The sequence below is a fragment of the Brucella sp. H1_1004 genome, from assembly GCF_047308065.1.
Taxonomy (GTDB): Bacteria; Pseudomonadota; Alphaproteobacteria; order Rhizobiales; family Rhizobiaceae; genus Brucella; species Brucella pseudogrignonensis_B.
This window is the reverse complement of sequence record NZ_JAYKZA010000002.1, coordinates 1,547,457-1,559,577: the sequence shown is the minus strand read 5'-3', so window position 1 is coordinate 1,559,577 and position 12,121 is coordinate 1,547,457. Positions and strand designations below refer to the sequence as shown.

Here is a 12,121-nt window from a genome sequence, read left to right as displayed (position 1 = left end):
ATTCGGCTCAGTTCGGCTCTTCTGGTTCCATATAGCGCGGGAAAACCGGCTCTGGCGCTGGCAGCTCTGCACCGCCGACAAGCGGATGCGCGCTCACGTCAGAGAACTGACGCTGATCTGCCGGGATTGCCAGAATATCGAGAAGTTTTTCTGCCGACTGCGGAATGAAGGGCTGAACCATGATACCGACGCGACGGATCACTTCTGCCGTTACATAAAGCACCGTGCCCATGCGTTCCAGATCGGTCTTGCGCAGCGCCCAAGGCTCCTGCCCTGCAAAATAGCGGTTTGCTTCTGCAACAACTGCAAAAATGCTGCCAAGTGCGATGTGCAATGCCTGATCACCAACAGCCTTGCGCGCTGTTTCCAGCGCTGCATCAGCCTGATCGAGAATGGCCTTATCTGCCTCCGAGAACGCGCCCGGAACGGGCACTTTGCCTTCACAGTTCTTTGCAATCATCGACAGCGAACGCTGTGCGAGATTGCCAAGATCATTGGCGAGATCAGCATTGGTGCGATTGACGATTGCATCGTGGCTGTAGCTGCCGTCCTGACCAAAGGGCACTTCGCGCATCAGGAAGTAACGCAGCTGATCAAGTCCATAGCGTTCAACCAGTTCAAACGGATCGATGACGTTGCCGAGTGACTTCGACATTTTTTCACCGCGGTTGAACAGGAAGCCATGTGCGAAGACGCGCTTTGGCAGCGGGATCCCTGCCGACATCAGGAATGCTGGCCAGTAAACCGCGTGGAAACGCGAAATGTCCTTGCCAATGATATGTGCATCGGCTGGCCAGTAAGCCCACTTCTCGTCCGTGGTATCCGGGTAGCCGAGCGCAGTAATATAGTTGGTCAGCGCATCGACCCACACATACATGACGTGCTTTTCATCGCCAGGTACAGGAATACCCCAGTCGAACGTCGTGCGAGAAATCGACAAATCTTTCAGGCCCGACTTTACGAAGCTAACGATCTCGTTGCGACGCTCCGCAGGCATGATGAAGCCGGGATTGTTTTCATATAGTTCGAGGAGCTTGTCCTGATAATTGGACAGGCGGAAGAAATAGCTTTCTTCTTCAACCCATTCGACCGGCGTGCCCTGTGGACCGTAGCGAACATTGTCTGCTCGGACTTCGGTTTCGTCTTCGCCATAATAGGCTTCGTCGCGAACCGAATACCAGCCCGCATAACCGCCCTTATAAATATCGCCATTGGCAGACATTGCCTGCCAGATTGCCTGGCTGGCCTTGTAGTGGCGTCCTTCCGAGGTGCGGATATAATCATCGTGTGAGCTGTTCAGAAACTCACCCATGCGCTGGAAAGCAGCCGTGTTGCGATCTGCGAGTTCGCGGGGCGTGATGCCTTCCTTACGCGCGCTCTGCAACATCTTGATGCCGTGTTCATCCGAGCCGGTTAGGAAGTGAACATCCTTGCCATCGAGACGCTGAAAACGCGCCATAGCATCGGTCGCAATCAACTCATAAGCATGACCGATGTGCGGCTTGCCATTCGGGTAAGCAATCGCAGTGGTAATATAGAATTTTTCGCGGCTCATCTAAAATCCGGCTTCTTCAAGTGTGATGTTCAAAAACGTTAGCGGTGACATAACGCAAGTCAGACGGCATGTCACGTAAGCGGCGGCACGCCAGATCGAAAAGCGCGATGCGTTTTTTCCAAAAGGATCATAACAGCCTGCTTGCGGTCGAGATTATAGGTCTCAGCATTGGTAATTTCACGGGTCAACTCGCTCCAATAGCGGGACCATTGATCTGCTTTCTGCAATTGCCCCGAATCGGCATAGCGACGCGCTTCATCAGCGATCAGGCTCATCAGATAATCGCGAAACAGTTCATACTGGATTTCGGCCTCGCGGCCATTGAGAACATTTGAAAGCGCCTGTGCTTTTGGCAGATCAAAACTCTGTGCCCGCAGGATTGCATCGACCGTGTCGGAGATTTCCAGACCACCATGGGCAACCAAAAGCAGCGCTTTGCGCACGCTGCCCTCGGACCGCGTTAGTAGCGCTGGCGTGATATTGCCCGCATCAAGTCCAACGCTCGGTCCGCTATGCGTCAATGCATCGGTGAGTGGCGCATCCGCCAACGGCTTGAACTGGATGCTTTGACAGCGCGAGCGGATTGTCGGTAAAAGCCTGCCCGACGAATGCGAGATCAGAATAAACATCGCCCGCGCAGGTGGCTCTTCCAGCGTTTTAAGCAACGCATTGGCAGCATTTCGGTTCATGTCGTCCGCCGGATCGACTATCACAATGCGCCATGCGCCGTCTGATGCTGTGCGGGTCAGAAAATGGGTAATACGGCGAATTTCCTCAACGGGAATACCGGTTTTGAACTTACCCGTCTTTTGGTCAAAAGGCCGGTTGATATGCAGCACCGCCGGATGCATTCCACCGGCAATCTGTCGCCAGAGCGGTTTGCTGAAATCAGGTGTTTCAATGGCTTCGGGCGCAGATGCATGATCACCATGCGCAAGCATGTGGCCTGCAAGATGGAACGCCAGCGTCGCCTTACCGATGCCCTGCTCGCCCTCAAACAACAGCGCATGATGCATACGGCCTTCGCGATAGGCTTGTGCAAGAAACGAAGTAATGTCATCGTGACCAGTCAGGTAATCGCTGGCGGATGGCTCAGCCACGCCTTCGATTGAATCATGGGTTTTGGGGACGTCGAGTTCTTCGATCACAGAAGTCCCCTTTTCTTCAGAATTTCATCAGTAACAGCAATAATATCAGCTGAAATAGCGCGTAGATCGCGATCCGCGTTTATCACTTTGCAGCGATCAGGTTCGGCTTTAGCGATAGCGAGAAATGCCTGTCTGCGCGCCTCATGCACAGCTATCGCCTCTTTCTCGAAACGATCTGCCACATCGCTCCCGCGGCGCTTATTGGCGCGCGAAAGCCCTTTTTCGGCAGGAATATCGAGAATGATTGTGAGATCAGGCATCGCGCCATCAATCGCAATGCGTTCAATGGCTGCCATATAGATGGCGTCGAGATTGCCGGTTACGCCCTGATAGGCGCGGCTCGAATCGATAAATCGGTCGCAAAGCACAATGCGGCTTTCAGCAAGCGCCGGACGGATCAGCTGATCAACATGATCGGCGCGGGCGGCAGCGAACAGCAATGCTTCCATCGCGGGGCCATAGCTTTCGGCATTACCGCTTAGAATCACATGGCGAACAGCTTCGGCACCCGCAGAACCACCCGGTTCGCGCGTTATCAGCGGATCAAGGCCAAGAGCGCGCAGATGCTCTGCCAGCAAGGCTATCTGGGTCGACTTCCCAGCACCTTCCCCACCCTCGAATGTAATAAACAATCCGGTCAAACTGACTTCCGCAAAATTGAGTTTCTCTCAAAACAAGCTTGATCTTGTTTAATGAGGTTTCACTGTCAGGTCGAGTATCCCGTGTGCCTTTAATCTGATTACATCAGATTGGCGCCCCAGATATTTTTTGAACGCGCATCTCGTCCGAAAACCGGTTCCCACTTTTCGGGATGCGCTTTAGAGATACTTACGCAGCCATCCAGTGGAAAGCTCGAGTGCAGCGCCCATTGCGCGCTGAGAAAGTGTGCCGACAGGCACCGCTTGCGCTGTGTAAAGCGGCATTTGCTGAACCACATTGCCGTTCAGTTCAAATGCAATTGTCCCGATCTGCGTATCCGCTGTGACCGGCGCATTGAGCGGACCTTCATAGGAAACGCGTGCTTGAAGCTTATCGCGGCCCTCTTTGGGCAACAGTAATTCGACAGCATCTTTGACTTTCAGTGGAACACTAGAAGCAGCACCGCCAAACACCTGTGCCGTGCTTACCTCTTCATTAGCCGCATAAATATTGACGGCATCAAAAGACGTCATGCCCCATTGAATAAGCTTTTTGGCTTCCTCTTCGCGTTCCTTGATGCTGGAAAGGCCACTCATCGCAAGAAAAAGCCTGCGGCCATTCTGCTCAGCGGAACCAACAAGCGCATAGCCAGATGCTTCAGTATAACCGGTGCCCATGCCGTCCGCGCCAATATCGAGCCGCAGCAGCGGGTTTCTGTTGCGTTGGAAAATCTTGTTCCAAGTGAAGGCGTCCTGCGCATAGTACCGATAAGGCTCTGGATGCGCGCTGTGGATGTGCCGCGCAAGCTTCATGAGATCAGACAACGTCACCGTTTGTCCATACGCTGGCAATCCGGTTGCGTTCACGAAATTGGAGCCGATCAGCCCCAGTTCTTTCGCACGAGCATTCATTTTCTCGGCAAATGCAGATTCGCTGCCGGAAAGTCCTTCAGCCAGAATAATGGCCCCGTCATTTGCAGCCTGCACGATCATACCTTGCAGCAGGTCCGCTACTGTTGGCGTCGACTTCAAAGCAGCAAACATTGTTGATGTGCCAGAAGGCGCGCCACCCGTGCGCCATGCATATTCCGTTACCGGATAGGTCGTCTCAAGCGTTGTTTCGCCTTTTTGAAGCGCCTCGAAAACCACTTCTGCCGTCATCAGCTTAGCAAGTGACGCAGGTGGAATTTTCAGGTCTGGATTCTTAGAAAGGAGAACCGTGCCGCTCTTATCGTCGAGTAACAGAACTTGTGGGGCTTTGGTTGCAAATGTCGTTTCAACAGGCTGCGCATAGCACGGAGACGACAATGTAAGAGCGACAGCCGCCGCCATTGCAAACTTCATGCCGATCGAAGAGTGCCCCATGATACACCTGTCATGCTTTGACAAGCTTGCGTTGCGGCTTTTGCTCGGTTCAGTCAGCACGAACGACAAAGGCGTCGGTCGCTCCAGCCTTCCAAGCAGCGCGAAGCAAATCGTCATTATTGCCTTTTTGCGAAAAGGCCGTCAGCTCATACATATCGCCATTTTCCGTCGGCGTTTTCATGCGCGTAATGCGTGCGGAACGCGGCAGCAATTTTTCAAGCTTTATGGCGTCTTCAAGCGAGCCAAACGTGCCCAACTCAACATACTCACGCTGCTCTTCCGAATTTCTGCGCTTCCACGCATCAGAAACAGCGCTAGCAGTCAGAATGCTGCCATATGTTTTTTCTTCTGCATATGCAGAAACGGTCATACTGTCGGACGCATAGCCCAAAGTTCCTAGCTGAGATGCATTGGCGACACCAAAACCAATTGCTGGTTTTGGTGATGGGATTGGAACACTGGCTGGCAACACAGGCGCTTCGCCGTCACCATATGCAGGATTTACTTCAAACGGTGATGATTGCGGAACTGGCATAGCGGCGATACCTGCAGGTGTTGGCGTTGGCGCATTCATCGCCATCATAACACCCGTTGCAGGTTGTCCGATCGGATCAGCATCACCCGAACGGTATGAGGCCAGCAGATATGCATCATCCTGCCCGTCCAGCGGCGCACGCCCTACATATTCCACCTTCACATCAGCAGTACCGTGATGCTGATAATCCAGCATTTCAGCAGCCTTCTGCGACAGATCGATCACGCGATCGCGCTCAAACGGTCCGCGATCATTCACACGCACGATCACAGAACTGCCATTATACATATTGGTAACGCGCGCATAACTTGGCAACGGCATCGTCGGATGTGCCGCCGTCAAATGCGTCATATCGTAGATTTCGCCGTTAGCTGTCAGGCGTCCATGGAAAGCACTGCCATACCAGGAAGCGCGGCCTCGCGAAGCATAGTTCTTATTTTCTTTCGGATAATACCAACGGCCCTTGACCTGATAAGGCTTGCCCGTCTGATCACGCCCACCACCACGCGGCAGAGGCTTTCCCTGCACATTCGTCACCCGCGGACTGGCTTTGACACCATATTTGGATTCAGCGAAATATTCTTTTGGGTGTTTTTTCTTTGATGACTTCGGCTGCGAAGCGCTTGCGCAGCCTGCCAAAGCGAGAGCTAACGCCACGAATGTCAACATAGCAGTGGATCCGCGTTTTTCACGCTTGATCGATAGCCTTACGCTTCCATCCCGGCTTTGCCATCCGTTCGAACTCATACGCCACACACCCGCAACTCTTACGCAACCTGAAAGATCAAAAACATCTTTAAGCAAATAGTGATGTCACCGAATTATTGACGGATCATTAACGAATTTGCAAATCGGACGCTTGAGTCGGTTAAGGTTAACAAATTTTCATCGCATCTGTACGGGAACCAAAACGCCCCTACCACGTTGTTTTTTTCAACACGAAGGAGAGAAAAAATGTTCCGTGCACTTATCCTATGGCTTCTCGGCGTACCCTTTATTGCAGTGCTGTTTATCTGGTACTTTTTCTTCTGATTAAGGAACAATCGAGGTGTTCAGCCGTTACTTATACGGCTCTTATGACCTCCGAGCCAATCACCTAACGTCATGATTTTGGCCCGTTCTTATCAGAGCGGGCCTTTTTTTATGCGGGCCTGAAAGCGTTGATTGCTTTACGATGCAGCTTAAAATGCGCAGGCGTCCACGTTGAAAGCTCACCATCCGTATTCACAGGGCGTGGCTTTTTGGTGCGTATAATGACTTCAGTCGTTGGAAACGCACGTACATCGTTCCACTTCGATTGCGTGCCCTGGCGTAAGCTTGGCAACAGGCGCAAAAGCTTCCACCAGTGATCGACTTCGAGACTGTAGAAATCCAATTTACCATCATCAATGGTCGCATCTTTTTGAACAGCCATTCCGCCGCCGTAAAACTTGCCATTTCCGACCGAGACCTGAAGCGTTTTTATCTGCTCAGTTATTCCATCATGTTCAAGATAGGCCGTAAACAGCTCCGATCGCGCCAAAATTCTGGCCGCTGCAATTGCATAGCCGAGCTTGCCCCATTTTTTCTTCGCATCGGCACTGAGTTTCTGGGCCAGCTCAGCACTAAAACCAATGCTTGCCACATTGAAATAGAGATGACCATTGACCTCCCCCAGATCGATGGGGTGTTGCTGATAGGTAAGCAATTGCCGTGTCGCTTCTGTTGGATCAGCCGGAATGCCAATTGTGCGCGCAAAATCATTTGCGGTTCCCAACGGCAGGATGGCCAATGGCAACTTCGTTTCCATAAGGCCTTGGGCTGCAGCATTCAGCGTGCCGTCGCCGCCGCCAACGATGACCAAATCAACATCACTATTGCCACGTATGACATCGGAGATCGACTCATCTCCCTTGGCTGTTTTTTCAACAAGAGATATGCCACCGCGTTCGAGTATTGCGCGCATGTCTGCATTGAACCCTTTGCCATTCCTGGCTTTCGGATTGACGATTAGCAGTGCTCGGCGCTGTGGGGCTATGGCCATCAATTATCCATTGGCTATTCAAGTTTATCGAATATCGGAAATGGCGATAGATTTTGGGATATCAATGGGACGCGTGATGAAATCTTCTTACGGTTTTTAATGATTGAACAGCGATGAGCGGTGTGAAGAAAAGCCTGCGTCCGATTTCACTATCTTATCGCATGACTGTGATGATACCTTTGGGAGGCAACAGGCGGGCCCTATTTTTCTGCCCGCTTAATTTTATTGAATATTAAACTGGATGGAGATCAGTATGGATCGTCTGGCAATCATATTTGGCACTGTTTCACTATTTGTTGTTGCAAGCGCTGCTGAGGCTGCACTGGCCCCAAATTATCAACGCGCAAAAGAACTCAATGCCGTTATTGAAGCAGCCGCCCAAGCTGTGCCTCAATACCCGATAGACAAGGTAATCTATCAAAACGACGACAAGTACCAAGTGATTGCTGGTCCCTGCTCTCTTAGAGCAACAATCGTCTCTAAGCCGATGAAAAACGGAATGGTTGGTCCACGTCAGTTTGACGTAAAGCTCGGACAAACACGTTGCCGCTGACATTCAACGGCATTTTTAATTAGCAAATACTTGCATTTATGGTGGTTTTTGGCTTCATGGATTTATTGACTTTAAATCTCATGTTTGGAAAAACTCGTGGCAGAAAACAGCTCGCTCAACAAATACCAGCCTTACGCAATCGGCATTCTTCGTATTGTAACTGCACTTCTCTATTTTGAGCACGGCACACAGAAAGCTTTCAGCTTTCCAATTGCTGGCCCTGATAGCCTCTCGGCGTTGCAGCTTGCCTCGGCCTTGCTGGAAATCATTGGTGGCGCGCTCATTTTCTTTGGCTGGTTTACAAGACCGGTTGCCTTCATCCTTTCGGGCCACATGGCATTCGCCTATTTTTTGGCGCACGCCCCAAAAAGCTTCTTCCCTGTCGCAAACGGCGGCGATGCCTCCATTTTGTTCTGCTTTGTGTTCCTCACCCTCGTAGCAACGGGTGCAGGTGCATTTTCAGTCGACAATCGTAACCGTTGATCGAAATCAGTTCCTTTCATTGATCGACCTGACAATTTCAGATCACATACAGTTTTCTTGTATGTGATCTGAACAATGAGGATGATCATATAATGAAAATACTCTTGATCGCCCTCGCCATATTAACATTCCTTGTGTTCGGCTGCTTTGTGCAGACACATTTTGGCTCGTGGCAATAAGGTATCTGGCGATACCGCTCCTTGATTAGACGTTTTGCAGCCTTACCTAAAGGTTGTATCAATCAAAGGAGTTCTAAATGCGCACCATGATCGCCGCCATTCTTCTTACGGCAACATCCGCATCAGCTTTTGCAGCCGCTCCTGAAGGCGCAAAACTCTCTGAAATTATTTCCAAGATCGAGCAGCAAGCGGATGTTCAATATATCGATGAAGTCGATTGGAATGATCGCGGCTATTATGAAATAGAATATTTCATGAAAAATGGCGCGAAGGTCGAGATTAAGATTGATCCAAAGACCGGCGAAACCGTTCGCTAAACGAATCTCTGAAGGGAGCGGCACTCATATTCGAGCTGCCGTTTTCCATTTATAACTCCTATGTTGCCCTGGTTTTCCCTTTTCACGAGCAAAAAACGCCAAGTTTATCCACAAGGTCGGGCTTAAATTCAAATTATCTCATTTTTTTATGGTCTTACGCATAGAAACGATTGACGCTGGCTGCGTTCCCGCATACATGAGCATCGTTCCCAAGCGAAAGCATCGGAACAATGCGCGGGTGTAGCTCAGTTGGTTAGAGTGCCGGCCTGTCACGCCGGAGGTCGCGGGTTCGAGCCCCGTCACTCGCGCCATTCCTTTCAAAGGAATGATTAGTGACAATCTTCCATAAAATAAGATTTACATAGCAAAAGCAGATAAATGTTTGCTGTATTTCTTAGGTTTTTAACCGCACAATAATTGGCGGCATGAGCATATAGATTGCAGTGTCTGCGCCCGGGAAACCGCCAACAAGTGGCAACGGATTATTTATTCAATATCAGTGATCTCACCGCTGTACAATGAAGCTGATCGGTTATGTGGGCCCAACAGGAATCATTTCCAGCGGACAGGATAATCTCAGAGCCTTGAAAGCATTTTAATAAACGAATCGTCAGTCTCCTGAACTGGGCATTTTTCATTCTTGATCACTAATCACTATGTATTTTCAGTTGGTGATTATTTGGTGAGTTGCAATTTTGGAGGGAGATGTCAATCACTGCTAAGTCATTGATTTTATGGCGCACCCGACTGGATTCGAACCAGTGACCTCTGCCTTCGGAGGGCGCAGGATTGCAGTCAACTTATTGTTTTATATATGTTTTATTTATCACAATGTACTCAAAATACCCTAAATGTTTATATTATGTTCTATTTTTATCGTGCAATTGAACCTATGCCCCCTGTCCCGCTCAGTTGTTATTGACTCTACGCCTCCAAGAGAACATAAAGAGAACACGTTCGAAGTGGATAAGCAATGGAGGTCGCCATGAATGGCCTAGCTGAAAGCTATGACAACGAAATCGAGCTCGTCCTTGCCTATCACAAGGGCGATGTGCGGGCAGCAATTGAAGCGCTTCTAAAAGACCGAGACTTCCTCGTCAAAGAGATCGAGTATGCCAGCCTTGCAATGTCGATGGGCTTTGCTCGCGGCTGGAAACCAACCGTCATTAAATGAAAACCGTCCTTAAGAACCTGAGACACACCAATGTCGTCCGGTTCACCTGTGCGAAATGCAATCACCACTACGAGAAGACAGCGCCGTTAATGGCCGTGCGTTTTGGTGAATGGCAGACGCTGGAAGAACTGGAAAAACGAATCGTATGCAGCAAATGCGGCAATAGAACCGGAAACTTCATAAGCTATGGGAACCCGGAACGATGATTAAACTAGAATGGAAGCGCACCGTTATTGGCGGACAAACAGCCCCGGGAGATTTTATCGCCTATTGCGAACGAGGAACTTTTGCCCGACTTTTGAGAAATGAACATGGACCTAGTGCGGGCATGTGGGGGTGGTATCTGAGCGCTAGCCGAAACCCATTTTCCAAACTACCCTACGGCTTATGTGACAGTAGACAAGAGGCCATTGACACAATTGTCCTCATGTTTGAAACCTTGCAGGAACAAGGAAAGCTCGAGTTTCATCCCGAACCGCCTCAACGCCGGTCTCTCGCAGATATAGCCTAAATCCGTAGTTGCCCTACCTTCTTGGAAAACAGGAGGATGCAATGAACAGACCAAGGCGCGAAGGCAAATATCCGGATCGTAATCTCGAATGTGAGGCAGAAATGGCGGCAAAGGTTGTCGATGCCTTAGACGAAGCCGAGGCCGCAGGGTGGGGCCGATTGGAAGCAGCTAAAGCCATGCTTCAAGCGGCTCATGGCGTTTACATCGGTGAGAGCGGAACCGACCCGGACGAATAAGTTAACGCCCCTTCTTCTCGTCTGCCTCGATCTTCTCAAAGCGACTTCAAGCCGCCCCCAACTACGAAGGCTACAAAGGCTGCAACCAGTCCGCCGATAATCATCCAGTTGATACGTGAAAGCGAAGACTGGATGCTTTTGACGGAGTTTTCCAGTCCTGAGAATCGCGTATCAATCCGGGCTTCCATCGCCACCCATCTCTCATCATTACGAGCGCTTTCTATCTCTCGCTGACGTTGCCACGTCTCCAAAGTAGCAAGCCGCTGATTATTCGTCTGCGTCGCTTGTTCCAGTCCAACGACACGAGCGCGAAGATCTGCTTCTGTATCTGGCATTGGTGAACTCACTTCCAACACCCCCGCGATTGTCCAAACTTGTTATGCGATGCGATACCCCGTCCCGCGCTTAGGTCATTGCCTGCAAGATATACCGCGGTGTCAGGCTTAAGGCTTATCTGCTTCCAACCCGCGCACGGTGAGCTGGTCGCACTGCAACCCGCCGCCAAGCCGCTTGCACAAAGCAACAGCATCCATGTTGAAAACTTCCTCATCTATATCCGCCCTCTTTTGGATTGCCTTTGCCGTTGCTTCTGCTGCGGCCAATGCCGACCGCTGACGCTCTTTGATTGTTCCGGCCGCATATCCAGCAGCCAGACACAAAAATGCCGCCAGAACAGCGGCGGCGACGATTTTCAACCAGTTCGGGATTAGCGCCCAGATCATGATTTGAACTTTCGATATATGCCCCAGAGAGTGAGGCCGATGATGACGGCCGCAATTGCAACACGTACCCACTGACCGCTCGAAAGCTCATCCTGCTGATTTGAAATCGTGCTTACAATCTCTGGAATGACAGGCCCGACAGTTGCAGCCGCACCAGCAGCGCCGGCGCCGCCGATAGTCGCAACGTCTGTTTTGTTTGCCTTCGTGGTCGCTGTGACTGTGTTTGACGATACGAATGCACCCTTAGCCCATAGGCCAGCTTCCGCAGCACGGCGGTTCACAAGCCCCTGCACTTTCTTGCCGCCAGCGTTCACCCACTTGGCAAGCTCGCCCGGTACTGCATCGTAATCGCCTTTGTTCAGCTTTTTGAGCAACGTCGACTTGTGCAGTGCGCCAGTGTTGAAGTCGAAAGAAACCAAGGCCGCGAACTGGTTATCAGTCAGCGATACCGTGACCAGCCTGTCAACCCGCGCTTCAAACTTCGCTAGATCGTTCTGCAGAATGCGCGAAGCTTCCGCCTTCGTGATCGTCATTCCCGGCGTAACTGCTGGCGATCCTGCTGCGGACGTATGCCCGTAGCCAATTGTCCAGATACCAGCCACGTCTTTATATGCAGTCAGCTTAAGCCCTTCCCATTGCTGGATAAGCGAAAGCCCCGCCGCGTTGATGCGTCGTGCCATTG

The 12,121-nt window shown here is 50.9% G+C and carries 14 protein-coding genes and 1 tRNA gene; 6 read left to right on the top strand and 9 right to left on the bottom strand.

Annotated features, from left to right (window positions below):
• Window positions 1-7 precede the first annotated feature (7 nt).
• The 6 genes from metG to U2P60_RS14935 form a co-directional block, all read right to left on the bottom strand.
• A complete protein-coding gene (gene metG, locus U2P60_RS14960; RefSeq protein WP_413573214.1) occupies window positions 8-1,555 on the bottom strand; it encodes a methionine--tRNA ligase in 1,548 nt (515 codons plus the stop codon).
• Between the two features lie 71 nt (window positions 1,556-1,626).
• The gene (locus U2P60_RS14955; protein ID WP_413573213.1) at window positions 1,627-2,703 is read right to left on the bottom strand and encodes a DNA polymerase III subunit delta'; all 1,077 of its coding nucleotides are present in this window, start codon (window positions 2,701-2,703) and stop codon (window positions 1,627-1,629) included.
• Window positions 2,700-3,344: a dTMP kinase gene (gene tmk / locus U2P60_RS14950; protein ID WP_413573212.1), complete on the bottom strand. Its 645-nt coding sequence runs from the start codon at window positions 3,342-3,344 to the stop codon at window positions 2,700-2,702. The genes U2P60_RS14955 and tmk overlap by 4 nt, the downstream gene beginning before the upstream one ends.
• Window positions 3,345-3,521: 177 nt before the next feature.
• Window positions 3,522-4,706 (bottom strand): D-alanyl-D-alanine carboxypeptidase family protein, encoded by a 1,185-nt coding sequence (locus tag U2P60_RS14945; protein WP_413573211.1) that lies wholly within the window; start codon window positions 4,704-4,706, stop codon window positions 3,522-3,524.
• 49 nt (window positions 4,707-4,755) lie between these two features.
• The gene (locus U2P60_RS14940) at window positions 4,756-5,988 is read right to left on the bottom strand and encodes a septal ring lytic transglycosylase RlpA family protein (protein WP_413573210.1); all 1,233 of its coding nucleotides are present in this window, start codon (window positions 5,986-5,988) and stop codon (window positions 4,756-4,758) included.
• Between the two features lie 394 nt (window positions 5,989-6,382).
• The gene (locus U2P60_RS14935; RefSeq protein ID WP_413573209.1) at window positions 6,383-7,264 is read right to left on the bottom strand and encodes a lipid kinase; all 882 of its coding nucleotides are present in this window, start codon (window positions 7,262-7,264) and stop codon (window positions 6,383-6,385) included.
• Between the two features lie 253 nt (window positions 7,265-7,517).
• Here U2P60_RS14935 and U2P60_RS14930 point away from each other — a divergent pair, with 253 nt between their 5' ends.
• From U2P60_RS14930 to U2P60_RS14905, 6 genes are all read left to right on the top strand, one after another.
• Window positions 7,518-7,817: a hypothetical protein gene (locus U2P60_RS14930; RefSeq protein WP_313826459.1), complete on the top strand. Its 300-nt coding sequence runs from the start codon at window positions 7,518-7,520 to the stop codon at window positions 7,815-7,817.
• 96 nt (window positions 7,818-7,913) lie between these two features.
• On the top strand, window positions 7,914-8,300 hold the full coding sequence (locus U2P60_RS14925; protein ID WP_413573208.1) for a DoxX family protein: 387 nt from the start codon (window positions 7,914-7,916) through the stop codon (window positions 8,298-8,300).
• Window positions 8,301-8,556: 256 nt separating this feature from the next.
• A complete protein-coding gene (locus U2P60_RS14920; protein ID WP_310010152.1) occupies window positions 8,557-8,796 on the top strand; it encodes a PepSY domain-containing protein in 240 nt (79 codons plus the stop codon).
• Window positions 8,797-9,030: 234 nt separating this feature from the next.
• Window positions 9,031-9,107 (top strand) — tRNA-Asp (locus U2P60_RS14915).
• Window positions 9,108-9,781: 674 nt separating this feature from the next.
• Complete coding sequence (locus tag U2P60_RS14910; protein ID WP_413573207.1) at window positions 9,782-9,970, top strand: hypothetical protein; 189 nt, start codon at window positions 9,782-9,784, stop codon at window positions 9,968-9,970.
• 552 nt (window positions 9,971-10,522) lie between these two features.
• Window positions 10,523-10,717 carry a hypothetical protein gene (locus tag U2P60_RS14905; RefSeq protein ID WP_413573206.1) on the top strand — a complete coding sequence of 65 codons (195 nt, stop codon included), beginning with the start codon at window positions 10,523-10,525 and terminating at the stop codon, window positions 10,715-10,717.
• Between the two features lie 35 nt (window positions 10,718-10,752).
• On the opposite strand, the gene U2P60_RS14900 is transcribed toward U2P60_RS14905, so the two are convergent.
• The 3 genes from U2P60_RS14900 to U2P60_RS14890 all read right to left on the bottom strand — a co-directional run bounded on the left by U2P60_RS14900 (window position 10,753) and on the right by U2P60_RS14890 (window position 12,119).
• Window positions 10,753-11,052 (bottom strand): hypothetical protein, encoded by a 300-nt coding sequence (locus U2P60_RS14900; RefSeq protein ID WP_413573205.1) that lies wholly within the window; start codon window positions 11,050-11,052, stop codon window positions 10,753-10,755.
• A gap of 108 nt (window positions 11,053-11,160) precedes the next feature.
• A complete protein-coding gene (locus tag U2P60_RS14895; RefSeq protein WP_413573872.1) occupies window positions 11,161-11,439 on the bottom strand; it encodes a hypothetical protein in 279 nt (92 codons plus the stop codon).
• Window positions 11,436-12,119, bottom strand: a complete 684-nt coding sequence (locus tag U2P60_RS14890) for a lysozyme (RefSeq protein ID WP_413573204.1) — start codon at window positions 12,117-12,119, stop codon at window positions 11,436-11,438. Before U2P60_RS14890 ends, U2P60_RS14895 begins: the two co-directional genes overlap by 4 nt.
• Window positions 12,120-12,121: the final 2 nt, after the last annotated feature.